At 48.1% G+C, this 22496-nt stretch carries 27 protein-coding genes; 5 read left to right on the top strand and 22 right to left on the bottom strand.

The window, feature by feature from the left end; translation table 11 throughout:
• Positions 1-72: 72 nt before the first annotated feature.
• The 9 genes from guaB to rsmG all read right to left on the bottom strand — a co-directional run bounded on the left by guaB (position 73) and on the right by rsmG (position 8669).
• Positions 73-1560: an IMP dehydrogenase gene (gene guaB, locus LACSTY_RS01060; protein ID WP_025013236.1), complete on the bottom strand. Its 1488-nt coding sequence runs from the start codon at positions 1558-1560 to the stop codon at positions 73-75.
• Between the two features lie 288 nt (positions 1561-1848).
• A complete protein-coding gene (locus LACSTY_RS01055; RefSeq protein ID WP_087911370.1) occupies positions 1849-2949 on the bottom strand; it encodes an LPXTG cell wall anchor domain-containing protein in 1101 nt (366 codons plus the stop codon).
• Between the two features lie 319 nt (positions 2950-3268).
• Positions 3269-4063: a DUF1129 domain-containing protein gene (locus tag LACSTY_RS01050; protein ID WP_087911369.1), complete on the bottom strand. Its 795-nt coding sequence runs from the start codon at positions 4061-4063 to the stop codon at positions 3269-3271.
• Between the two features lie 55 nt (positions 4064-4118).
• A complete protein-coding gene (ychF, locus tag LACSTY_RS01045; protein ID WP_025013233.1) occupies positions 4119-5225 on the bottom strand; it encodes a redox-regulated ATPase YchF in 1107 nt (368 codons plus the stop codon).
• 24 nt (positions 5226-5249) lie between these two features.
• Positions 5250-5441: a DUF951 domain-containing protein gene (locus tag LACSTY_RS01040; protein ID WP_010489835.1), complete on the bottom strand. Its 192-nt coding sequence runs from the start codon at positions 5439-5441 to the stop codon at positions 5250-5252.
• Positions 5442-5467: 26 nt separating this feature from the next.
• Positions 5468-6340 carry a ParB/RepB/Spo0J family partition protein gene (locus LACSTY_RS01035; protein WP_010489838.1) on the bottom strand — a complete coding sequence of 291 codons (873 nt, stop codon included), beginning with the start codon at positions 6338-6340 and terminating at the stop codon, positions 5468-5470.
• Entirely contained in the window at positions 6330-7097 is a 768-nt protein-coding gene (locus tag LACSTY_RS01030) for a ParA family protein (RefSeq protein ID WP_010489840.1), read from the bottom strand. The genes LACSTY_RS01035 and LACSTY_RS01030 overlap by 11 nt, the downstream gene beginning before the upstream one ends.
• A gap of 9 nt (positions 7098-7106) precedes the next feature.
• Positions 7107-7934: a nucleoid occlusion protein gene (gene noc, locus LACSTY_RS01025; protein ID WP_049170114.1), complete on the bottom strand. Its 828-nt coding sequence runs from the start codon at positions 7932-7934 to the stop codon at positions 7107-7109.
• 3 nt (positions 7935-7937) lie between these two features.
• Positions 7938-8669, bottom strand: a complete 732-nt coding sequence (rsmG, locus tag LACSTY_RS01020; protein WP_087911368.1) for a 16S rRNA (guanine(527)-N(7))-methyltransferase RsmG — start codon at positions 8667-8669, stop codon at positions 7938-7940.
• 635 nt (positions 8670-9304) lie between these two features.
• On the opposite strand from rsmG, the gene LACSTY_RS01015 reads away from it, so the two are divergent.
• The 4 genes from LACSTY_RS01015 to LACSTY_RS01000 all read left to right on the top strand — a co-directional run bounded on the left by LACSTY_RS01015 (position 9305) and on the right by LACSTY_RS01000 (position 13740).
• The gene (locus tag LACSTY_RS01015; protein ID WP_161492234.1) at positions 9305-10726 is read left to right on the top strand and encodes a glycosyltransferase family 2 protein; all 1422 of its coding nucleotides are present in this window, start codon (positions 9305-9307) and stop codon (positions 10724-10726) included.
• Positions 10727-11630: 904 nt separating this feature from the next.
• A complete protein-coding gene (locus LACSTY_RS01010) occupies positions 11631-12350 on the top strand; it encodes a hypothetical protein (protein WP_049170107.1) in 720 nt (239 codons plus the stop codon).
• Positions 12351-12383: 33 nt separating this feature from the next.
• A complete protein-coding gene (locus tag LACSTY_RS01005) occupies positions 12384-12776 on the top strand; it encodes a hypothetical protein (protein ID WP_087911365.1) in 393 nt (130 codons plus the stop codon).
• A gap of 343 nt (positions 12777-13119) precedes the next feature.
• Positions 13120-13740 carry an NADPH-dependent F420 reductase gene (locus LACSTY_RS01000; RefSeq protein ID WP_087911364.1) on the top strand — a complete coding sequence of 207 codons (621 nt, stop codon included), beginning with the start codon at positions 13120-13122 and terminating at the stop codon, positions 13738-13740.
• Between the two features lie 122 nt (positions 13741-13862).
• Here LACSTY_RS01000 and LACSTY_RS00995 read toward each other — a convergent pair whose 3' ends face one another.
• The 11 genes from LACSTY_RS00995 to LACSTY_RS00945 form a co-directional block, all read right to left on the bottom strand.
• Positions 13863-14537: a type 1 glutamine amidotransferase gene (locus tag LACSTY_RS00995; protein WP_049170103.1), complete on the bottom strand. Its 675-nt coding sequence runs from the start codon at positions 14535-14537 to the stop codon at positions 13863-13865.
• A 182-nt stretch (positions 14538-14719) separates the two neighbouring features.
• Positions 14720-15100 (bottom strand): hypothetical protein, encoded by a 381-nt coding sequence (locus LACSTY_RS00990; RefSeq protein WP_087911363.1) that lies wholly within the window; start codon positions 15098-15100, stop codon positions 14720-14722.
• A gap of 193 nt (positions 15101-15293) precedes the next feature.
• Positions 15294-15941, bottom strand: a complete 648-nt coding sequence (gene pcp / locus LACSTY_RS00985; RefSeq protein WP_151466769.1) for a pyroglutamyl-peptidase I — start codon at positions 15939-15941, stop codon at positions 15294-15296.
• 13 nt (positions 15942-15954) lie between these two features.
• Complete coding sequence (locus LACSTY_RS00980) at positions 15955-16869, bottom strand: DUF979 domain-containing protein (protein ID WP_049170097.1); 915 nt, start codon at positions 16867-16869, stop codon at positions 15955-15957.
• Positions 16869-17555, bottom strand: coding sequence for a DUF969 domain-containing protein (locus LACSTY_RS00975; RefSeq protein WP_087911361.1), 687 nt, complete (start codon positions 17553-17555; stop codon positions 16869-16871). The genes LACSTY_RS00980 and LACSTY_RS00975 overlap by 1 nt, the downstream gene beginning before the upstream one ends.
• Before the next feature lie 219 nt (positions 17556-17774).
• Positions 17775-18200, bottom strand: coding sequence for an Asp23/Gls24 family envelope stress response protein (locus LACSTY_RS00970; protein WP_025013488.1), 426 nt, complete (start codon positions 18198-18200; stop codon positions 17775-17777).
• 35 nt (positions 18201-18235) lie between these two features.
• The gene (locus LACSTY_RS00965) at positions 18236-18652 is read right to left on the bottom strand and encodes an Asp23/Gls24 family envelope stress response protein (RefSeq protein WP_087911360.1); all 417 of its coding nucleotides are present in this window, start codon (positions 18650-18652) and stop codon (positions 18236-18238) included.
• 8 nt (positions 18653-18660) lie between these two features.
• On the bottom strand, positions 18661-18858 hold the full coding sequence (locus LACSTY_RS00960) for a hypothetical protein (RefSeq protein WP_010489875.1): 198 nt from the start codon (positions 18856-18858) through the stop codon (positions 18661-18663).
• A 98-nt stretch (positions 18859-18956) separates the two neighbouring features.
• A complete protein-coding gene (amaP, locus tag LACSTY_RS00955; protein WP_087911359.1) occupies positions 18957-19496 on the bottom strand; it encodes an alkaline shock response membrane anchor protein AmaP in 540 nt (179 codons plus the stop codon).
• Positions 19497-19509: 13 nt separating this feature from the next.
• Complete coding sequence (locus LACSTY_RS00950; RefSeq protein ID WP_025013491.1) at positions 19510-19767, bottom strand: GlsB/YeaQ/YmgE family stress response membrane protein; 258 nt, start codon at positions 19765-19767, stop codon at positions 19510-19512.
• A 362-nt stretch (positions 19768-20129) separates the two neighbouring features.
• A complete protein-coding gene (locus tag LACSTY_RS00945) occupies positions 20130-20531 on the bottom strand; it encodes a pyridoxamine 5'-phosphate oxidase family protein (RefSeq protein ID WP_010489882.1) in 402 nt (133 codons plus the stop codon).
• A gap of 233 nt (positions 20532-20764) precedes the next feature.
• Between LACSTY_RS00945 and LACSTY_RS00940 the strand changes: the two genes are divergently transcribed.
• Positions 20765-21727, top strand: a complete 963-nt coding sequence (locus tag LACSTY_RS00940) for a 2-hydroxyacid dehydrogenase family protein (protein WP_087911358.1) — start codon at positions 20765-20767, stop codon at positions 21725-21727.
• A 107-nt stretch (positions 21728-21834) separates the two neighbouring features.
• Here the strand turns inward: LACSTY_RS00940 and LACSTY_RS00935 are convergent, their stop codons facing one another.
• Both LACSTY_RS00935 and LACSTY_RS00930 read right to left on the bottom strand, forming a co-directional pair.
• Positions 21835-22029 (bottom strand): hypothetical protein, encoded by a 195-nt coding sequence (locus LACSTY_RS00935; protein ID WP_087911357.1) that lies wholly within the window; start codon positions 22027-22029, stop codon positions 21835-21837.
• Positions 22026-22268 carry a hypothetical protein gene (locus LACSTY_RS00930; protein WP_010489886.1) on the bottom strand — a complete coding sequence of 81 codons (243 nt, stop codon included), beginning with the start codon at positions 22266-22268 and terminating at the stop codon, positions 22026-22028. The genes LACSTY_RS00935 and LACSTY_RS00930 overlap by 4 nt, the downstream gene beginning before the upstream one ends.
• Positions 22269-22496: the final 228 nt, after the last annotated feature.

Raw genomic sequence — 22496 nt, 5'->3', positions numbered from 1 at the left:
AAATACAAAAGGAGCTTACAGACACCCCCTATATTGAGGACTTCTGTAAGCTCTTTTATATGGAAACTTAAATTATTGAACAGAATAGTTCGGTGCTTCACGCGTGATCTGAACGTCATGCGGATGGCTTTCGCGTAGGCCGGCTCCGGTAATCTGAATGAACTGGGCGTTGTCTTGCAGCTCTTTCAAGTTCGGTGCGCCGACATAGCCCATGCCGGATTCAATGCCACCAAGCATCTGGAAGATCACATCGCCGAGGCTACCTTTGTAAGCAACCCGGCCTTCAATGCCTTCAGGAACCAGCTTGTTGGCTTCGTTCACGCCACTTTGGAAGTAGCGATCGCTTGAACCGTGTGCCTGCGCCATCGCGCCCAATGAACCCATGCCGCGATAAGTCTTGAAGCGCCGGCCTTGATAAATTTCAAACTGGCCTGGTGCTTCGTCGGTTCCGGCCAAAAGTGAACCTAACATGACCGCGTTCCCGCCAGCCGCCAAAGCCTTCACGATATCGCCAGAGTACTTGATCCCACCATCGGCAATGATCGTTTTGCCACGTTTACGTGCCACACTAGCAGCATCATAAACCGCCGTCAGTTGAGGAACCCCGACACCGGCAACAATCCGGGTGGTACAAATCGATCCAGGACCGATCCCGACTTTAACAACATCAACGCCGGCATCATACAGCGCTTCCGTGGCTTCCGCCGTCGCAACATTACCGGCAATCAAGGTTGCCAGTGGAAAATGCTCGCGAATTTCCTTGATCTTGCGAATAACCCCGGCACTGTGACCATGGGCGGTATCAATGACAATTGCGTCAGCACCGGCATCTAACAAAGCCTGCGCCCGATCAAACGTATCGGAGGTCACACCGACAGCAGCAGCGACCAACAAGCGGCCATGTGCATCCTTAGCCGCATGCGGGAATTCAACCACCTTTTCAATATCTTTAATGGTAATCAATCCGCTGAGCCGGCCATTCTTATCAATCAATGGCAGTTTTTCAATCTTGCGAGCCTGCAAGATCGCTTCTGCATCCTTGATCGAAGTGCCTGCCGGAGCCGTCACTAAACCTTCTTTAGTCATGACAGTGTCAATCAGCACACTCTTGTCATCGACATACCGTAAATCACGGTTGGTAATAATACCGGTCAGCTTGCGGTCGGTTGTGTTGTTCACAATCGGCACACCACTGATGCGATATTTCTTCATCAATGCTTCTGCATCGCTAACCGGTTTATCGGCTGTAAGATAGAAGGGATCCACAATGACGCCATTTTCACTGCGTTTAACTTTGAGCACTTCGTCAGCCTGCGCGGCAATGCTCATATTCTTATGAATAACACCCAGACCGCCTTGGCGTGCCATGGCAATTGCCATCGCACTTTCGGTCACCGTATCCATCCCCGCCGAGATGATTGGGATATTCAACTTCAAGTTGTCCGCAAGTTGTACAGACAGATCGACATCGTGAGGCAAAACATGACTTTCTGCAGGTATCAACAACACATCATCAAATGTAAAACCACGCCGGGCAAACTTTGTATCCCAATGACTCATAGCGTAAATCCCTCTTTCAATTTTTAGTTGTTGACTAATGTACTACCGGAATGTGAACACGTCAAACGTGTCTGGTAATTTTTTTGAAAAGACCGGTATCATAGGCCTAAAAATGAAAGAAAGTCTCATAATTGTTCAGTCTAGTCCGAACAAAAAATTAGCGACGCTTGATATGAGAATTTAATGTTCGTATTTTAGTCATTGGGTTTGTGCCGTCATAGCTATCGTTCGGATTAATAGCTGCTGTCATTTTTAAACGGGAACCGATTAACGCTTCAGCGGCCGCTCTTAGCCTTGGCGACGCCACAACCAAGCGCCTAACGCCGAAAGCAGGGTTGCAAGCCCGGCCAAAAGTCCTGATTGACCAAGTGCTTCACCGGTTTTTGGCAATCCGTGAGTTGATCCACTTTCCGCGGACGAAGCCGCCTGCGACGTTTGTGCTGCTACCGACTCAACCGAGGCTTTTTGGGAAGCACTCGCTGATGAGGATGCACGCAGCGATGGCTGGCTCGACTGGGCGGACTGGTCGGTACTTGGCTTTTGTGATGGTGCTTGCGATGGCTTTTGCGACGCTTGCGAACTTGCCTGAGACGCCTGCGAACTTGAGGAAGCAACCGCAGGCATTTTCACTGAAACGACCGCTGCCTTATCGTCCGCCTTTTCGCCACCGATTAAGTTCCAGTTATAGCCCACCGTCACGTGCTTGTCCGGTAATTCAAAATGATAGAACACATTGCGCTTGAATTGCGGATCATCCGTTGAAAAAGTGACGCGGCCTTGAGCATCCGTTGTTTTGACAATTGCCGACTTAGCGCCATCAACGAGGTTAGGAATAGCGGCCACTTTCACGTTTGCCAATGGCTGCTTGGTCTGCTGGTCAACGAGTTGGAACGCCCGCTCGCCTTTTTGATAAGTATACTTGTCCATTTCAATTTTGGTTGTCTGCCCCGGTGTGTAAACAAAGCTGTCTGGCACGGCCTTCCAGCCTTGGTTACCGGAAGCTACAACCTGGAGTCGGTATGTGTGTCCTGTCTGTAGTCCGTCAGCGGCACCGATCTTTAACCCGCTGACGGATGCTGATGGTTCATCTTCATCAGTTGACGCTAACGTTTTGGTTGCGACCACCTGGCCGTTATCGGCCGCAACAATCTGCACCGTGATCGCCTGGTGATAATTCGCCGCAATCCCATTAAGTAATGCGAAAACCAGCGTTTGATCCTTAGCCGCAACTTGCTTGACAGCAGATGCCTGCTCAACTGCCTGACTAGCGGAACCGTTAGCAGTCGTTGCCGCCTGAGTCGGTTGGGCATTCACCAAGCCAAAGCCTGCCAATGCCACCGCCGCCAGAATAAATCCGCGTCCGTACTGCTGTTGATGCCCCTTATTCATCCAAAAAACCTCCCAAATTTTCTAAAGCGTAATCATTACGATTAAGCTCACATGAAGTTTACCGGATGAAAAACAGGGCGTCAACTTATTTTTTTTGAGCGCGAGCCAGCCCGGTTAGAAACCGGAGCATAAGTGGCCTCAAGTTAAAATGGCTGGTCTTTGGCCATTTTGGCTTGAGGTCCTTATGTGCAGGTTTCTGGGCTGGCGAGCGCGTTATGGTTGAACGCGAGCCAGCGCATTTGCACAAAAAAGCCACCCCACTATCGAGGTGACCATCATCAACAAAGCAACTTATTTTAATATTTTAAACCTCAACCCACTACCGCCGGAAAAAGCTCTTGAGATGATACCGCCGTTGCAAAAGCCAGTGGGAACCATACGCGACAACGGCGATGATTACGTCCACATACCACGGCATTGCCCGGGTGAATGGTGTGTCAAGCATCATGAGGGCGCCGCCGATAAAGGTGACCGCAAGAACCAACACAATCCCGCCACCAAGCACTAACCAGGCACTGCGGCGATTCTTCTTGTCCCGTTCCATCCAGTCGGCGTAATACACAAAGAAAAGACCGGCCATGAGGCTTAGCATGACAAGATAAGCAAAGCTATTGCTGGCGTTGTTCTGTGATTTCGGATTGATGTAAGTCATCACGGCGAAGACAGCCGCAAGAATGGCCATGAAAAACAGACCTTGATCGGCGACCAATAACCACAGTGGCTTTTTAGGTTCCGGTTTCGGGGTATGCAGAATTTCATTAGCCTTCACCGTGACCGGCCCATAAAGTTGCGTGGCCGGTTTGCCTTGTCGTTGGGCGGTAATCATTTCCGGCAGCATCGTTTTGAGCAGGGCTTCCTCATCTGCCTCACTCATACCGCCGTCTTTTAATTCACGCCGCAGCTTGAAGACATACTCGTTGTTCTTATTGGTCAGTCTTGCAATCATTTCCGGAACGGTTGTAGCTGGCCGCTCCTGCTTAACATGAGCATTCTTGCTTGCCACCGTTGCTGCCGACTGCTGCGTATCAGCCGCTGACGATGCCGCAGTCTGCTGTTGATCAACTGCAGCGCTGTCTGCTGTTTGACTCGTGTCCGTTTCTTGCTTCTTTGCCATGTGTAACTCCTATCTTAAAGTTATCGTCGTCGCGTGCGCGCTTTTGGCTTGCACGTCAAACATTGAACCGGAATTCAATGATATCCCCATCTTGCACTTGATATTCCTTACCTTCAGAGCGGTAACGTCCGGCTTCTTTGACTGCCTGCACGGAGCCATACTTATCCAGATCCGTAAAGGACATCGTCTCGGCCCGAATAAAGCCGCGCTCAAAGTCTGAATGAATGATACCAGCAACCTGAGGCGCCTTCATGCCCCGTTTAAACGTCCACGCGCGGGTTTCCTTGCCGCCCGCCGTAAAGAAGGTTGCTAAGCCCAACAAATGGTAGCTAGCCTTGATGAGTTTATCCAAACCGGATTCATCGACACCTTCTGCTGCCAGAAAGTCGGCTTTCTCGTCATCATCCAATTCGGCAATTTCCTCTTCGGTTTTGGCCGAAATAGCAATCACCTCGGCGCCTTCTTTGGCTGCTTCGGCTTTGATTTGTTTGACATAATCGACGGAATCCGGATCGGCCATGGCTTCTTCCGCAATATTGGCAACATAAAGCACCGGTTTACTCGTTAATAAGAACAAGCCCTTGACGATCTTCTGTTCATCTTTATCAAAGTCAATGCTGCGCACCATCCCGCCGTCTTCAAGAACCGGTTTGATCTTTTGCAGTACTTTAAACTCTGCCTGGGCTTCCTTGTCTTTGGTTTGGGTACGGGCAACCTTTTCAACTTTGGCATAGCGTTTATTGACCGAATCCAAATCGGCGATCGCCAGTTCCATGTTAATCGTAGCCATGTCTTCCAGCGGATCGACTTTGCCGGTCACACTGGTAATGTTGTCGTCATCGAATGCCCGAACAACGTGCACGATCGCATCTACCTGGCGAATGTTTTCCAGAAACTTGTTGCCAAGCCCCTCGCCTTTGGAAGCGCCTTTCACAATTCCGGCAATATCCGTGAACTCAAAAGTCGTATGAATGATTTTTTTAGCCGGAATTAATTCATCAATCCGCGCCAACCGTTTATCCGGCACCTCGACCATCCCCACATTGGGATCGATGGTCGCAAACGGATAATTGGCCATCTCGGCGCCTGCTTTTGTGATTGCGTTAAAAAGCGTGGACTTACCGACATTGGGTAGTCCGACAATACCTGCTGTTAAAGCCATTTGCTTATTTCACACTTTCTATGATTAATCTGTCTGTTCTGCTTGACCTAAAACTTTCTTGAGCCGCTTCTCAAAATCACGGCGCGACATCATAACAATATGGCCGCAACCGGTGCAACGAATTTTAATGTCGGCGCCTAGGCGAATGACTTCCCATTTATTCGTTCCACATGCATGCGGCTTCTTCATTTGAACCAGATCATGTAATTGGTACATTCGTCTACCTCCAGCGTGTTGGCTGGCTAATCGATATTGACGTCAAGCATCGCTAAGATCCGATTGAGATCTTGCTCGGATGTAAAATCAATTTCGATCTTGCCTTTGCCTTTACTGCCTTCATTAATATTGACTTTCGTGCCGAAGCGTTCGCCCAACTGATTTTCGGTTGCTCGAACATACGGTGATTTAGGCTTTTCCTTCGATGTCGAGCGACTTGTCCCGGCGTTCATCTGATTGATTAGCCGTTCAAGTTGGCGAACCGTTAAATTCTCACTAATGGTCTTCTTGGCAACACTGACCATCTTGGTCTTATCTTTGAGACTCAACAAAGTTCGCGCCTGCCCCATTGATAGCTGATTGGCACTGAGCATTTGCTTGACTTGCTGCGGCAATGTTAACAAGCGCAAATAGTTGGCAATATATGGCCGACTTTTGCCTAGCCGTGCGGAAACTTCCGCTTGCGTTAGGTTTAAGCGTTTGATCAACGTCTCATAAGCCTGCGCTTCGTCCAACGGAGTCAAATCCTCGCGCTGCAGGTTTTCCAGCACTGCGATTTCCATCATTTCCGGATCGTTGAAATCGCGGACAATCGCCGGAATGGTTTCCTTACCAGCCAGCTTAGACGCACGAAAACGCCGCTCACCGGTGATGATTTCATAACCGGAAACACTTTTGCGCACAATAATCGGCTGGAAAACGCCGGTTTGCTTGATGGAATCCGCCAGTTCTTTTAAGCCTTCTTGATCAAAGGTTTTTCGCGGTTGATACGGGTTCGGCCGGATATCGACCAGTGGCAGTTCCTCAACGGTATTGTTAGCACTCAGATCAGGACTTTCAAAATCTTTGAAAATGGCGTCAATGCCGCGGCCTAATCCCTTACTATTCTTATTCGCCATGAGCAGCCAGCACCTCCTTGGCTAAAGCCTCGTAAACTTCGGATCCGCGCGATTTTGGATCAAAATCCACGATTGGCAAACCGTAACTCGGCGCCTCAGCCAATCGGGTAATCCGCGGAATCACGGTTGCATATACTTTATCGCCAAAATACTTGCGCACTTCATCGATCACCTGCGCGCCAAGGTTCGTGCGGGCATCATACATGGTCAGCAGAACCCCTTCAATCGCCAGATTCGGATTGAAATGTTTTTGAACAAGCCGAACCGTGTTAAGCAACTGGCTCAGGCCTTCCAATGCATAATACTCACTTTGAACCGGAATCAGAATCGAATCACTCGCCGTAAACGCATTAATTGAAAGCTGCCCCAATGAAGGCGGGCAATCAATCAAAATGTAGTCGTACTGATCCTCGATCGGATGAAGCCCCAGTTTCAAGCGCATTTCCCGGGCCATCTGACTGGTTAACTCGATTTCAGCACCGGCCAACTGGATGGTCGCAGGAACAATGGCTAAATTTTTATGTTTGGTTGGCAAAATGGCTTCGGTAATCGGATCTTCGTTAACCAAAACATCGTAAATATCCTTTTCAACTTGGGCTTTTTGAACGCCCACCCCACTTGTGGCATTGCCTTGGGCATCAACGTCGACAATGAGGACTTTCTTCCCAAGGTTTGCCAGACAGGCCCCCAAATTAATGGTCGTTGTGGTCTTGCCAACCCCGCCTTTTTGATTGGCGACAGCGATGATATGTGTCATGAGCTCCCCCTATCTCTTCTCTTTTGGAATCTCGATAATCATGCGGTAAGCGTCATCGGTATCTTCTTCTTTGGCCGTGACGGTCATTCCGGTATCGCGAATCATTTTGACTGAACGTTTCAGTGTATTCCAGGCAACGCGGGTATCGTGGCTAACCGCTGACCGGCGTACTTTTGGCTTCGGCTTTTTTTCCGGCTTCTTAGGTCTTAGCCATTCATTAACCAAAGCCGATGTTTCCTTCACCGTCAATTTGTCGGCCACGATTTGGTGCAATGCCTGTGCCTGTTGATCATCACCAAGCTTCAGCAATTCCCGCCCATGCCGCTCGCTGATGAGGCCCTTCATAATGGCTTCTTGCACCGGTGCATCCAATTTCAGCAACCGGATCTTATTGGCGACAAACGCCTGACTCTTTCCCAGCTGCTGTGCCAACGCGCCTTGGGTTAACTGATTGAGCTTCATTAAAGCCACATACGCCTGGCCTTCTTCAATCGCACTCAAGCCTTCACGCTGCAGGTTTTCAACCAGTGCCATGGACGCACTTTCATCATCGTCCATCTTCTGGACAATCGCCGGGGCTTTTTCCCATCCCAACAACTGCATTGCGCGATAACGCCGCTCGCCGGCAATGATTTCATATTGGTCAGGCGCATATTCACGCACGATAATCGGCTGCAACAAGCCGTGTTCTTTAATCGTGGCCGCCAGTTCCTGAATCGAATCAGCGGAAAAAACCTTCCGCGGCTGAAATTGATTCGGCGTAATGGCGTTTAGCGGCAACTGTTGCACAACGGTCTCGTCGTTTGGCTTTTTATGGCCAAAAAATGATAATGCCACGCGTTATGCACCTCCCAATGGTTGTTTATTTGGCACTCCCGGCTTACGAGGGTATTTATTTGGTGTTGCCTTCACTTTTTCGATCACCAGCAAATGCCGAGTGTCCCCGGTTTCCGGTAAGGTTAGCGCCGCATCCTGAACTAACTTGCCGCCCAGCAAACCGATTGCCGGCTTGGCGGCGATGAGTTCCTCTGCGGTTGCGGCAGCCTTCATGGCCACAAATCGCCCTTGTGGCTTCACCAGTGGCAGGCACAGTTCAGCTAAAACATTGAGCGCCGCAACTGCCCGCGCCGTCACCAGGTCAAACTGGCCGCGATGCGATGATTTTTTAGCACCAAAAGTCTCGGCGCGATCATGGAATAACTGAACATCTGTCAGCTCCAGGCGCGTCGTTAACCGTTCTAAGAAGCCAATCCGTTTTTGCAAGGAGTCGACAATCGTGATTTTTAACTGCGGGAACGCAATTTTAAGCGGAATTGACGGAAATCCCGCACCGGCACCGACATCACAAAGCGATAACGGCTGGCTCTGTAATTCAGGCAGCACCAAGCCTAAGGTCAATGAGTCATAGAAGTGCTTGAGGTAGACGTCCCCTTCAGCTGTGATGCCCGTCAGATTCATTTTCTCATTCTCGCTGATCAGATATTGGTAATAAGCCGCGAACTGATCCTGCTGGCGGTCATCCAAGACGATGCCGTGATCAGCCAGAGCGTGGACAAAAGCTGTTGGATCCATGTCTGCCTCCGTTTTTTTAATTGATTTTGTGGAACAAACAAGGTTTCACGTACTCGTCAAGTGTAACGTAAAAGTGCCGTGTGCTCAACCGTATTCTTGGCGTAAAAACGGGTCAAAAATCTCGTTGAGTCGCCTTGTGCTTAGCCATGAAGTACGCACGGTCGCCGCAATTTTCAAGCGCTTCATTTTACCACAAATCAACTTGTCGATATGGTGTACTAGTTCACAAGCATAACTAATTCTACAATCAGGTTTTCGTGCTAATCTAAGACCATCCAAAAAGAGGGGCTTTGCGTCATCAGTCTGTCTTTTTGGTTTAGTCGTTTCACTTTTTTCGGTAAGTTCGTCAACACAAGGGGGAGAAAATTGTCCGCTCTAAGTCTGCCTGAATAGGGCGATGCTACGCGAGATTTTCTAAGTGTACGAATGGATTGGAGCCGCGCGTGATCGGTACAAAAAGGGGCACCGAAAAATGCGCTCACCATAACGCGTTCACCGGCGCAGGAGTCTGCGTACAAGGACCTTGGTCGGTCGCAATGGGCAAAACCCGACCATCGCGACCAAGGCCGCTTATACTCCGACTCCTAACCGCGCCAGTTCACGCTCATCCGAAAAGCGCGAAGGGGGTAGTCAGTATGTTTAAGCATTTTTCTAAGTTGGATTCGTGGGCCCTCGTTTTGTTCCTATTGATTGTCATTGGTGGCCCTATCCTCATTCTGTTCAGTATCAGTCATTCTTTTTTACCGTTTATTCATCACTTCGGCTTCGTGATTTTCTTGATTGTGATTAGTAGCAGCACCTGGGTTCTTTTGCTGACGATGTATTATGTGTTTATGATGCTATTTGGCTGGGGCAAGGCACGGCGGGATTATCCATTGGTAGCGCCTAAGAGCCGATTTCTGATTCTCATTCCGGCACACAATGAAGCGGCCGTTATCACGGCCACTTTGGAGCACCTTCATCAACTCGACTATCCGAAAGCGGCGTATCACATTGTGGTTGTCAGCGATCAGTCCACTGACCAAACAACGGCGCTTGCTGCGGCTCAAGGCGTTCAGGTGGTCGACACGTCGCGCCAGCGCTATCAGCGGGTCGGCGTCGGCAAACCGGCTGGCCTCCAATACGCACGCGATGAACTGACCGATTCGGGCACCCTGCAACAATACGACTTGGTAATGGTGCTGGATGCCGACAACTTCACCGATCCTAACCTTTTACGGGAATTGGACAGCCAATATCAGGCAAAGCACTTTACTGCCATTCAAGCCTATCTTGATAGCAAAAATGACAATACGCTGCTGACATTGGGTTACGCGATGAGTTACTGGACCATGAATCGCTTCTTTCAGCTCAGTAAATATCGGCTGGGTTTGGACAACAGCATCGGTGGAACCGGCTTTGTTGTTGAGCGTCAGTGGCTGGAAGCCAACCATGGTTTTCAATCGCACAGCTTAACCGAAGATCTTGAAATGGAAATTCGCATTGTAGAAAGCGGCGGCACGGTGGGCTGGAACCATTTTGCCCGCATTTATGATGAAAAGCCGGATCATTTGCGCGCCAGTATGACCCAACGTTTCCGTTGGAGCCGCGGGCATTGGTATACTGCCTTTCACAATTTGGTGCCGTTATTGCATCACTTTTTGAAAACCGGCGACTTGCGTGACTTGGATCAACTTAGCTATCTCTTTTCCATGCGCCAAAACTTTCAATATCTGCTCGCGTCTTTTTTTGGAATCGCGTGGGTCATCAGTCTTTTGATGCCAAGTCTTGGTCTGCATCCAATCTGGCTCATTGATGTCGATCACAGTTATTTCGTACCGATAACGATGATCAACTGGCTGATTTTGCTAGAGGGATTCATCCCCATGATTGCCGGATTCTTATATGACGCTAATTGGGAAGGCTCGAAGTGGCTGATCACGCCAAAAGCCGTCCTCGCCTTTTTCTGGTTCTCGCTCACTTATTTAATTGTTCAAATCGGCGGCTTGCTCACTTTTCCTAATCAAAAAGCCTGGGCGCATACCCAGCATGTCTTGACCGTCACGCATCACCTTTGATATGGCTGGTTTGGTAGCGGTAATGCTAGACTTTTTATCATGCATTTAAAGACCTCCAACTGCCTCAAGGTACTTGATGGCCTTGACGTTGCTAAAATTCCGATTGATGATGTAAAGGATCAGGTCACCTAACATGATCTTTATTATCAATTAGCATCATGGTCGGGAATCGTAAAAAGGTCTTAGTTTCGAACATTCTCACGATTAGCGCGTTACGATTCAGCTTGTTGCATATCGTAATGCGCATCACTTGAAAGGATCAAACAAAGGTTGTCGCATTTATGTGCCCAACCTGCTAAAAAGGCGAAAATTTAAAAAGGGAAGATTCGAGGAAACTTTAATTCTATGAATCATTGAGAATAAGCATTCCCATTCTGGCCAACGTCAATTTAGGACGTTGGCCTTTTTCATATTCTATGCGTTCTCTTTCACTTTTGACACGGCGATGATGACGTGTCAGAAGATCATTTCAATAAGCGCTTTTTGCGACCATTTGCTATCGTAGTCGGTAAAAGAATTTTTTGTGATCAGAATCCCATCATTTTTGATTTCATAGCTACAGTGCCAATCATCGTCTTTTTGGTGGCAATGTTTTGCCCATACATTTCCAGTCAATACCCGCAGCATTGGTGTTTGTTGATACTTTTGTTCCTTATTTGCAAGCAGTGACTGACATTGCTCCACCTATTTAACGGCCCTCAAAGTTTTTATTAATCCGATTTATACTTTTAATTTTAAACATCATTTTGCTTATAACTAGTCGTTAATAATACATGTAAAAAACGTTCGTTATCATTATTACAAGTTTTTATTGACACAATGATTAATTTACGATATCTTTATCGATATAGAAACCGCTTTCTATATTGTCACTAGTCGAGCTCATTTTGAAGGAGGAACGTTAATGTCCAATGCTATACGTCTGACAACCTTAGCAATCGTTTCAGCTCTAGTTACTACGCCACTAATTGAATCAGTGGTACCTGTCCAAGCAGCTGAAGTAGTTGAATCAACCACTGTTCAAAACACGCCAGAAGCTGGAAAGACAATCGTTGCAAGAACAGAAATCCAGCGTGATTTCTTGGCTATGCAGGATGAGATTACAAATCAGCTGGATGTTTTAAACGGAAAGTATGTATATGATTTCAACACTATTGAGAAAATTGTAGAGAAATTCGACTTTGCAACGTTAAACAAAGAAACTGGCTCTAATTTCTCTGCAAAAAACTTCTTGACTGTTGCTATTAACGACATCAATTCAACACGACTCCCAAGACGCACAAAACGCGGCAGATATTACAATTACAATGGAACTGCTGAAGGTTGGAACTACCGTAGAAGTTTCTACGATACATGGAAAAGTAAGGCAGTGGCACAACAACTTAACAATGCTGCAAGAGATTTTGGCTACTTTGGGCCTGGCATTGGAGGCGCACTTGCTCTTGCTGCTGGGCCTGTCGGTGCAGCTATGGGCGCTGCTTTTGCAGGAAGTTCCGCTTTCACTTCATGGTATGCTGGGGGGCTGGCCAGTTCAATTACCTACAACAATACTGGCGCTGGCGTTGTTGTTGACATAAATAAATACACACAAGCATACTCTGTTTTTGATCAGAAAAAATTCTAAGAACAAGTTCATTTTTAAGGGGGATGCGTATCCTTGCTTAATAAAAAAGCTGTGAAAAAATACATGTATTTTTCAATATTAGGCATAGGAATCTGGCTTATAAAATCCGAACCATATGATATGACTAAAATCGCATTAGCAATAAATATGGGATATATCCTCTTCTTTGCTGGAAGCCTATTATCAGTACCCTCTTTTTTTCTAATCAGTTCTTTTCTGCTCATTTATGGGAATTCCAGCTTTGAAAATCACTTTAACAGACGCATAGTCCAAAACTCTATCCGCCTTTTTGAAGTAACAATAATTATTGTTGCGTGCTTAGTCTTTGTTATTCTTGGCTCATTGAACAACTCGGTATGGTTAATTCCACTGGCTTTTCTTTGTATTAATGTCATTTTAGTTGGAACTAGCAAACAGCAAAAATAACATTTTACAAAGGAAAGTCTTTTTAAACCGCTTCTCGAAATGAAGTGGTTTTTTGCGTCTGATATATCTGATAGTAGTTACCAAACAGGTAATCGCAACATGCGACCACAATCCTTTACGCTATATTGGTTGCGGTTTATATTTCAAAATTATTTTATCAAGCCAAAATGTTCGGTTCTCATGCGCACCTGAATCTACTCACTTTGCGACAAAGAAAACGTGCACCAAGCATGATTAAAACATACCAGAATAACCCTGTCTTTTCCGTTTCTTCCCCATAGGCGATATAATAATAGTGGAAGTCAGTTTTCACTCAATGAACCTATACAAGGAGGGTGGTTGCGTGAGTATCGGGATTATTGGATCAGGTAATGTAGGCCGCGCGCTTGGCCAGCTTTTCAGTCATGTTGGTGAAAAGGTGATTTTGTCCCATCGCCATGGTGTGGCTTCGTTGGCGCCGATTATTGCCGAGATGCGGTCAACGGTCGAGGCAGGCACGGTCGCTGAGGCGGCTGGTCAGGATATTGTCGTGTTGGCAGTGCCGTTCAACGCCTTAGACGAGTTGCCGACAAAGGTAAAAGCCGATGCGGTTGTGATTGATGCGACTAACTATTTTCCCAGCCGTGATGGCGAGCGCCCGGCATTGACCGAGCATCACACCACTTCATCGGAGCTGGTAGCACAGCACTTCGGTACCAAGAAAGTGGTGAAAGCATTCAATACCATCGCCATGACGAAGATCCGCAGTCTGGCTAAGCCGAATCAGTCAAGCGACCGGATTGCGATTCCGATTGCCGGGGATGACGCCGCTGCCAAGCAAACCGTAACGAATTTGATTGAAAAAATCGGCTTTGATGTCGTGGATCTTGGTGACTTGGCGGATAGTTATCCGGCACAGGCAGATGGCCCGTTGTTCCTGTTTACGGGTGATGCCGATCAGGTGCGGGCGCAGGCAAACAAATAACGGAAAGCTGCTGTTCAGGCACGCGTCATTTCGGGCTCGGGCGTGAGGCAGCTTTCCGTTTTATTGATACGGCTAAAATTTAAAAGCGATCAAGGCCGAATCGCTCAGCGTCAGTCGCAGTGTTAGTGCGCAGGCTGTCCGATGCGGTCTTTGTGATTTTGCACGATCATTTTGGCAATGGCTTTGGCGATGTTCTGGTTTTTGAGAATGGGACCATGGGAATAGCTGCCGATGGTATTCTTGTAGCGCATGCCTTCAACCCCGTCTTCAGGATTGTTGCCATACCCTTCAATCATCTTTCCAAGAGGCTTAAGCTTTTTCTTGTCATCAAAATAGGTTCGGCCGCTATGGTTTTCAAACGCTTTGACGGTTCCGAATTCAGTTTGGTACTTGGTGTCACCAATCATGCGACTGTCCGGTTTGAACACCGTATGCAGCGGCAAAATGCCGAGGCCTTTGATGACGGTACCTTCGCTGGTTTTATAATAATCACCGAGCAATTGATAGCCGCCACAGATCGCCAGCATGGGTTTGCCGTTTTCGATATACCGGCCTAAAGTTTGGGCGTACCGAAGCAGATCCTTAGCGACCACGGTTTGTTCATAATCCTGACCGCCGCCGAAGAAGATGAAGTCATAGTCGTCGGCATTGAAGTCGTCGCCGAGGCTGATGTTATCGACCTGCACCTGGTAGCCTTGTTGATTCAACAAATAGCGCAAAATTTTGACATCGCCGCTGTCGCCATAGGTATTCATGAGATCTTCGTACAAGTAAGCGATTTTGATTGTATCCGCCATGAATCAAGTGCCTCCGTTTGGTTTGATTGGCAACAGCTTATCACAAAACTGGGACAAAAGAGAAGTGCTTGGATCATCAGACACTTCGGCATCAAAAAGAATGCGGTTAAAGATCGGTCATTGTAAATCCTGATCGGTTCTTTAACCGCATTGCCGTTTAAGCCACAAGGTTAGCCAAAATGCTAGCGCTTGTGAGCCTTAATCCAAGGCTGGGCCTTTTCTTCGATCGCCTTATAAATCGCATCCATATCCGGATAATCACTAATCTCAAATACGAATTCATCAGGCTGATCATGAAAAGTCGGTTTATTGTTTAAAATGATATTCAACTGATCGAACTGATTGTCACCGGTATCTTTGCGGATTTGATACGTGAAAAACGCCGCTTCATAGTTCTGAACGTTATCGGGTTCTTCATATAAGACTTCCATGAACTGATGCTCGGTTCGATAGTTATCTTTTTTTAATTTGTCCCACAAATCCTGATATTGCTGGTGCAAGTCAGTCAACTGTGCATCGGTCAGTTGTTCGTTTTCCTTGATTTCTTTGCCGTCTAATTCCATTTTTTTCGCCTCTGAGTTTAGTTACCACTTCATTATCGAACTGTCGTCAGAGATTGTCAAAATGATTCTTAATCACCGGTAAGATCCCCATGGTACAGGATAAAAAGCAGACAGAAAAAATTTGACACTTTCGCATGAGCACCTATCTTGCATCTTTGATAACTCACTCACCAGCGTGGAAGACGCTTCACCCTCAGTGAGTCTTGCCCTCAACCGTTTCCAAATCACCCTTACCATCGCGTTCAACAATGGCTTGAATCGCAGCTGTAATGCCCTTCACATCGTCATCAAGCGACAACGCTGGCGTTTCTGGCCGCGCCACGACTTGCTCCGGTAAAAATGGAATGTGCATAAAGCCGGCTTTGATGGTCGGGAACTCCTTGTCGCGCATGTATTGAACCTGATAAAAAATGTGGTTGCAAACATAAGTTCCCGCAGTGTTAGACACTGAAGCAGGAACGCCATCTTCACGAATGGCCTTTGCCATCGCCTTAATCGGTAACTGGGTAAAATAAGCAGTCTGGCCATCTTCGTGAATCGTATGGTTCAACGGCTGATAACCAGCGTTGTCTTTAATCCGGCCGTCATCCAGGTTAATGGCCACCCGTTCCGGCGTCAATTCAAAGCGACCGCCAGCCTGGCCAATACTGAGCACATAATCCGGCTTTTCTTTAACAATCGCATCATGCACCACATCCGCAGACACGTTAAACTTAGTCGGAATTTCCAGCTTCACAATCGTTGCGCCGCTGATTTCGTCCGGCAAGCGTTTAACCGCCTCAATCGCCGGATTAATTTTATCATCGCCAAAAGGGTCAAAACCCGTTACAAGAATCTTCATATTAATATCCTTTCTAAAATGCCAAGAAGTACATCAAACCGATTTGAATGACCAATAACAACACGGCAATCGGTGCCTGTTGCTTGATGACGCCCAATGGATCGTCCATTTCCAGCAACGCAACCGGCAGACTATTAAAGTTGGCCGCCATCGGTGTCAGCAAGGTCCCACAATACCCCGACGTCATGCCAATCGCCGCAACAATCGCCGGATTGGCACCTTGAGCAATGACAAATGGAATTCCGATCGCGGCGGTAATCACCGCGAAGGCTGCAAACGCGTTACCCATAATAATCGTGAACAGCGCCATCGCCACACAGTATAAGATGACCCCACCCAGATGGCTACCAGCCGGAAATAGACCGGCAATCAACTTAGCCGTCAGCGAGCCAACCCCGGCTGCAGTGAAAACCGCGCCTAAAGTGGCCAATAATTGCGGTAAAATGCCGGCAGCACCAACTGAGCGAACCATCCGCTGCGTATCATTATAAACCATTTTCCCGGAAGCTTTGGTCATGATGATCGCGACAACTAGGGAAGCTGCTGCGCCAATCCCGATGCCGACCTGACCGCCGAGCTTGGTGAACTGGGCAACGGCGATCGAAACGACTGCCAGCACGACACTCGGGACAAAGACCCAACCGCCGAGCCGCTTAGCTGCCTGGGCTGCATGTGCACCGTCAACCGGTTTGATTTTTCCGATTTGAATCTGCTTGAACAGCGCAAGTACGCCGATCACCACAACCAAAATACCCACAACCATCGCCGGCAATAACGTGCCAAAGGCGAAAATAACCGCCAGAATGAGCCAAAACAGGCCGGTACCGATACGGGCCGGATTATCTTTTGCACGAAAAGATTCAATTCCGGCTAGTGCCATCACGACGCCAATCAAGGCATAAAGCACTAGAAGCAACGTGTTCACCATCAGCGTTTGCCTCCTTTATCGGCCCGTGGGTCAGTCTCAAACTGCCGATCAAACCAGCGATTATAAATAGCCACAACGACTAATGTGATGATCGCAACCGGAATGGATGCCAACACGACCTGCATCGGTTCAACCGGATGCTTGAGGCCCTTCATCGTACTGGCGATCAATAAAACCCCGGCTGTTGCCACAAACAGATTTTGGGCAAAAAAGTTACCGAAATTATCTGTCGCGGCCGACCGCGCTTTGATGAGATCAATTTCCTTATCCGTCAATTTGCGTTTGGATTCAGCCGCCGCGGTGACCATTGGCGTAATCAATGGCCGAACAAACTGCACCTGGCCGGACAATGAAATCCCAAAAACACCGCCTAATTCACGGATCACTAAGTAAAGATTCAAAATACGACTGGGTGTGAGCTTCTTTAGTTTCTGAATGCCAGTCACTGCTACCTCTTTTAAGCCATGGCTTTCAACCAGGCCGATCATCGGCAGCGTCAAGAAGAAAAGCGACACCATGCGATTATCAACGAAACTCTGGCCCAATGTCGTCAATAAGTCCGGGATACTCATGCCGGAGAAGACAGCCGTGACAATAGCCGCCAGCACCACAACCGCTGTCGTATCCCACTTCAAAGCAAAGCCGACAACGATGATAACAATGCCGAGTAATTTCAAATATTCCAAATGCTGTTCCCCCTTATTGATAATGGTGAAAAGTTTAAAGGTTATTGGCAGGAAGGTCAATTAATTAAAGTGTGCAACTATTTATAACGGATACTATTTTATGGAAGACAATCTTCTGACTGTTGCACCGTTGAACGGACGCAATGAGAGTATCTAAAAAGGGATAGCCCCGTTGGCTGGGGTTATCCCTTTTGTATTGAAACGCGCCAGTTCACGCTCTTAGGCCGGTTGCATTTCCTTATCTTTGTCCTTGTCTTTATCCTTTGCCTCATTGCGGGCAATTTCTTCTCTTGTCAGCATATCCTTGACCGTCATTTTAACTTCAGTCACGTTCAAACCGGTCATTTGGCGGACGTTTTTGGCAATCGCCATGGTGACTTTGTTGAAAATTTCCGGTACGTTTTCACCGTAGCGAACCGTGGCGTCAAGTGAGACGGAAACATCCTGATCATCACTCAAATCAACGTTAACGCCTTTGGTCGGATCTTCATCTTTGCTGAACATGTCGGTGATGTTCGCCATCATGCCGCCTTCAAGCGAGTAAACGCCTTCGACTTCATTGCAGGTGATCCCCACGATTTTAGCAATCACCGCGTCGTCGAATTTCAATTCCTTATTGATGCCGCTTTGTTTCTTGTTGTCCATTTTAATCGCTCCTTTTTTTGAGGTCTTTTCGTAACTTAACGTTTTTGCCATTCGCGTTTCGTCAATACATCTTTAACGTGCATATTCAATTCAACTAGCTGCAGACCGGTCATGCGCTCGATTTGCGCGCTGATCTTGTCGCACAGTTGCTTGAAAATGGCCTGGGCATTGCTATCGAATTCCAGGAAAACATCCATATCGATCGCAACCTGCTTTTCACCGACTTCCGCCGAGATCCCCTTGGTTAGGTTTTCACCGCTGGAAAAAGTCTCCGTCAGATTGTCCATCATGGAGCCGTCCATCCCCAGAATGCCATCGACATTCTGGGCACAAATGGCGGCAATTTTCTCGATGACCTTATCTTCAAAAGTCACCCGACTATTGGCTATCAGTGTTTCGTGCTGATTCGCTTTTGGTGCCGGTGCGGTTTTTGGTGATGCTACTGCATCCATCGACTCACCTACTTTCCTTTACTAAATGCATCTTTGCCAGACGTTAGCCAGCTCATGAGGTTGCCCCAGTTAGGGACGAGATAGCGCTCAATGAGCCAGCCTAATCCGCCAAAAATCACGACAAGCATCATGCCCATAAACCCGAAGCGCATCCAGGCAAAGGCAAGAATGACGCCAATCACAGCTCCAATTGTTCCTTGCTGCATGCTGTTATCACCCTTTCGTAGCTGATGAACACTGCTGCCAACGGTGCTCTGGGACGCACCCGGTTTGACTGGCAATCAGCCTTCATCCATCCGCGACATCAAATGACCCGAGCAGTTTTGGCCTTCACTTTCGTTGCTGGAAGCAGTTGCACCCGCACATGCTTGACAGGAATGCCGAGACATTCCTGCAACTTCTGGCGCGCAGTTTCTTCAATCTGCTTGGCTTCCTGTTTCAGCTCCTTGCCGTTTCCGGAAAAGGCTGCGATCCGCATGCGGGCCACTTGCTTCTTCCGAATACTGACGTCCACGTCCACTGATTTGGTAAAATGCCGGGCCACGATCGCTTTTGCCACCGTGTTTTCAATGGCACTTTTATCAAGGGTCAAATCACCATCATCCCCTGCCAAAATCAATGCATTAGCCGTTGACCGCCGGAAAATAGCAACTAGCAGCATGATCAGAAAGACCAACAGCACCAATCCCGTTAAACCGATCATGAGCGGCCGTAACCACACGGCTTGCTGCAGATAGAACCGGGTAAATTCGCGATTGGGCCAAAGCAACAACCCAAAGCCCACACTCTGTAGCAATCCGCAAACGGCAACGAGGCCGAATAGTCCTTTCGTTATCGGTTTCATCTTTTACGGCCTCCTACGCCTTGCGCCGGGTCGATCCCAACAGCAAGGAAACGAGGAAAACAACAATGACTGCGCCGATAATTGCCGGAATCAACGCCATGCCAGCCAGTGACGGCCCCCAGTTACCGAGTAAAGCCGTGCCGAGCCACGCACCGATCAGCCCGCCGATAATATTCCCGAGCCAACCAAGCGGCATGTCCCGACCAACGATGAGCTGCCCAATGCAACCGATCACAGCACCGATAATCAGTGTCCAGATTAAATGCATCATGGTAATCATCCTTTCTTTTTGAGCGCGAGCCGGCGCGGTTAGGAGTCGGAGTGTAAGTGGCCTTGGGCGTGATGGCCCGGGCTTAGGCCATTGCGACCAAGGTCCTTACATGCAGACTCCTGCGCCGGCGAACGCGTTATGACTAACAACTTTCTGACTATCTTAAGCTTAACGAACCGAACTTATCATTCGCAATAAATATGCTAATAATAACAATTAGTATTTAATTGAAGGCACAAGAAAACCCGCCGTTATGCGGTTTACACAACGACGGGTTTATGAATCCGTTAATTAAAAAGATTAACGGATTAATCGAAAAACCATCAACTTATCCAAATGCCATTTACGGATTCGGTTCGCGATTAGCCTTCGATCAAATCGCCGGCATTCGGACCGGCATCCAGCTTGTAAATTCGATCAACATTGATAACAACAGCACTGATGGCTGCTGGCAAGTGACGTTCCTTGGCAAACGCCTGCGCATCTTCAAAGATCTTGTCATCATTATGAAATTCAACGGTGCCTTCAAACCGAAAGCCCTTCAAAGCCTTGTAATCAACTGAGGCAACGGCAGCCTTTTTGGAGTACTGCAAATTGTGCCACGCTTGTTTACCGGTTTCTTCGTTGTAAATCAAGTGATGATCATCCAAAACTCGCATGGTGCCTTTTGGGCCGACTTGCGGATTTCCGTTCTCATCGGCGGTTGCCAAGTAGTTAAGCTGTGCACCGATCATGTCTTTCATATCTTGCGTCAAAGTTGCCATCAACGATCAATCCCCTTTGCTTACTTTTTGTTACCAACGTCAGTGTAACACAAATTGATCGTGCACGTCAGTTCTTGCTTCTTTTTTAACCTTTCAGGTATTCCAACCCGCCAGCGACGGTTGGAAAAGATGGGCGCGATTTTATTCATTTGGCGGAACCTGTATTACACTAAGGGTAAGTAATGAATGGATTTTGTCGTAGGTTCGGTTTGACCTAAGGGAGGCAAATATTAATGCCACAGGTTTATGTTTCAGCAGCTTTGCCTAAATCCGCCAACGCGGCACTGCAAAAAGCCGGAGTGGATTTTGACGCGTACAACGGTAAAGGACTCATTACTGAAGATGAGCTCCAAAGTCATTTAGCTAACACCGAAGTTCTCATTACAGCACTTTCAACGCCAGTCACAGCAGCAACACTAGCGAAGGCGCCCCATTTGAAGCTCATCGCAAACTACGGCGCCGGCTTCAATAACATCGACGTCACCGCCGCCAAAGCGCAGGGTGTACTCGTGACAAACACGCCAAAAGTTTCAACCACATCAACAGCCGAGGTGACACTAGCCTTGATACTGGCAGTTTTGCATCGGGTCACAGAAGGCGATCGGTTAATGCGCGGTCCCGGCTTTTCCGGCTGGGCGCCGACGTTCTTCTTAGGCCATGAACTTGCCGGCAAAACCGTCGGCATCATCGGCATGGGGCAGATCGGGCAAGCCGTTGCCAAGCGCGTGCATGCATTTAATGCCAAAATTCTCTACACGCAACATCATCAACTGACACCTGAAGCCGAACAGGCACTGGGAGCAACGTTTACCGATCGGGCAACTTTATTGCAGCAAAGCGACATCGTCACCCTTCATTTGCCACTGGTGCCGGCCACACACCATTTGCTCGACGCCCACGCGCTGGCGACGATGAAGCCGACTGCCTACCTCATTAACGCAGCACGCGGTCCCTTAATTGATGAATCCGCCCTACTCAAGCAGCTAACCGACCATCGTCTGGCCGGCGCTGCCCTAGATGTTTACGAGGCTGAACCGCATGTCAGCTCAGGACTCAAGGCACTGGACAACGTTGTGCTCACGCCGCATATCGGCAATGCAACCGTTGAGGCACGTGACGCCATGGCCAAAATTGTCACCGACAATACGCTAGCTGTTTTAAACGGTAAACAGCCGCAATACGTTGTAAATGGCTAAGCAGCTACTATAACCCAATCAAAAACGCCAAACTACCTTCTCTGCCGCAATACCGGCTTCAGGTCATTTGGCGTTTTGTTTTGTACAAAAATCATGGTTTCAATAAGCTAGTGTTTCTGCGAATCATGTGGCTGCCAAAAGCTGGCTAAAAGCAGCGCGAGAACAACGCCCAAGGTTAAGCCAAGGCCGCCAACTAAAAAAGGATTCGCAATTTGATGCTGCTGCATGAAAAAATAGATAACGCCAATGAGAACAATGGCAATCGCCACCAATGCAACACGATACCAAGTGTTCTTAGTCATAGGTGAGCCAAGATCGTGTACTTTCCGACATTCTTATAATCACCTTTGGCCTTTGAATCAGGTGTGCCAGCGGCTTCATAGAAAACCGAGTACTTGCCATCTTTATCTTTTGCAACAACCAATCCCTCGTCAACGACGTGTTGGGCCTTGTAAATTTGCGCACTACGCCGGGCAGCAGCAAAGTCATAATCATTGGCAACTGCATCGCCGGGATTGAAGAAAACAATTTCCTCACTCATCAAGATCCCCTCACTTTCTGGTGAGCGTGAACTGGCGCGGTTAGAAGCTGGAGTGTAAGTGGCCTTGGGCGTGATGGCACGGGCTTAGGCCATCGCGACCAAGGTCCTTACACGCAAGCTTCTGCGCCAGTGAGCGCGTTAATGTGAGCGTGAACTGGCGCGTTTAGAAGTCGGAGTGTAAGTGGCCTTAGGCGTGATGGCCCGATCTTGGCCATTGCGCCTAAGGTC

The organism is Lacticaseibacillus styriensis (genome assembly GCF_030770295.1).
In the GTDB taxonomy this organism is placed as follows: domain Bacteria; phylum Bacillota; class Bacilli; order Lactobacillales; family Lactobacillaceae; genus Lacticaseibacillus; species Lacticaseibacillus casei.
The sequence above is the reverse complement of the archived record's forward strand: the minus strand, read 5'-3'. Positions and strand labels throughout refer to the sequence as shown.

Excerpts from the sequence above, each read along its gene's own strand:
- LACSTY_RS00950 (WP_025013491.1), bottom strand. The coding sequence starts at position 19,767 with ATGATGCATTTAATCTGGACACTGATTATCGGTGCTGTGATCGGTTGC.
- ychF (WP_025013233.1), bottom strand. The coding sequence starts at position 5,225 with ATGGCTTTAACAGCAGGTATTGTCGGACTACCCAATGTCGGTAAGTCC.
- LACSTY_RS00935 (WP_087911357.1), bottom strand. The coding sequence starts at position 22,029 with ATGACTAAGAACACTTGGTATCGTGTTGCATTGGTGGCGATTGCCATT.
- LACSTY_RS01055 (WP_087911370.1), bottom strand. The coding sequence starts at position 2,949 with ATGAATAAGGGGCATCAACAGCAGTACGGACGCGGATTTATTCTGGCG.
- LACSTY_RS00945 (WP_010489882.1), bottom strand. The coding sequence starts at position 20,531 with ATGGCAACTTTGACGCAAGATATGAAAGACATGATCGGTGCACAGCTT.
- LACSTY_RS01010 (WP_049170107.1), top strand. The coding sequence starts at position 11,631 with ATGTCCAATGCTATACGTCTGACAACCTTAGCAATCGTTTCAGCTCTA.
- LACSTY_RS00930 (WP_010489886.1), bottom strand. The coding sequence starts at position 22,268 with ATGAGTGAGGAAATTGTTTTCTTCAATCCCGGCGATGCAGTTGCCAAT.
- LACSTY_RS00965 (WP_087911360.1), bottom strand. The coding sequence starts at position 18,652 with ATGGATGCAGTAGCATCACCAAAAACCGCACCGGCACCAAAAGCGAAT.
- amaP (WP_087911359.1), bottom strand. The coding sequence starts at position 19,496 with ATGAAACCGATAACGAAAGGACTATTCGGCCTCGTTGCCGTTTGCGGA.
- LACSTY_RS00960 (WP_010489875.1), bottom strand. The coding sequence starts at position 18,858 with ATGCAGCAAGGAACAATTGGAGCTGTGATTGGCGTCATTCTTGCCTTT.
- LACSTY_RS00980 (WP_049170097.1), bottom strand. The coding sequence starts at position 16,869 with ATGGTGAACACGTTGCTTCTAGTGCTTTATGCCTTGATTGGCGTCGTG.
- LACSTY_RS00970 (WP_025013488.1), bottom strand. The coding sequence starts at position 18,200 with ATGGACAACAAGAAACAAAGCGGCATCAATAAGGAATTGAAATTCGAC.
- LACSTY_RS01030 (WP_010489840.1), bottom strand. The coding sequence starts at position 7,097 with ATGACACATATCATCGCTGTCGCCAATCAAAAAGGCGGGGTTGGCAAG.
- LACSTY_RS01050 (WP_087911369.1), bottom strand. The coding sequence starts at position 4,063 with ATGGCAAAGAAGCAAGAAACGGACACGAGTCAAACAGCAGACAGCGCT.
- LACSTY_RS00995 (WP_049170103.1), bottom strand. The coding sequence starts at position 14,537 with ATGGCGGATACAATCAAAATCGCTTACTTGTACGAAGATCTCATGAAT.
- LACSTY_RS01040 (WP_010489835.1), bottom strand. The coding sequence starts at position 5,441 with ATGTACCAATTACATGATCTGGTTCAAATGAAGAAGCCGCATGCATGT.
- pcp (WP_151466769.1), bottom strand. The coding sequence starts at position 15,941 with ATGAAGATTCTTGTAACGGGTTTTGACCCTTTTGGCGATGATAAAATT.
- LACSTY_RS01015 (WP_161492234.1), top strand. The coding sequence starts at position 9,305 with ATGTTTAAGCATTTTTCTAAGTTGGATTCGTGGGCCCTCGTTTTGTTC.
- guaB (WP_025013236.1), bottom strand. The coding sequence starts at position 1,560 with ATGAGTCATTGGGATACAAAGTTTGCCCGGCGTGGTTTTACATTTGAT.
- rsmG (WP_087911368.1), bottom strand. The coding sequence starts at position 8,669 with ATGGATCCAACAGCTTTTGTCCACGCTCTGGCTGATCACGGCATCGTC.
- LACSTY_RS00990 (WP_087911363.1), bottom strand. The coding sequence starts at position 15,100 with ATGGAATTAGACGGCAAAGAAATCAAGGAAAACGAACAACTGACCGAT.
- LACSTY_RS00940 (WP_087911358.1), top strand. The coding sequence starts at position 20,765 with ATGCCACAGGTTTATGTTTCAGCAGCTTTGCCTAAATCCGCCAACGCG.
- LACSTY_RS01035 (WP_010489838.1), bottom strand. The coding sequence starts at position 6,340 with ATGGCGAATAAGAATAGTAAGGGATTAGGCCGCGGCATTGACGCCATT.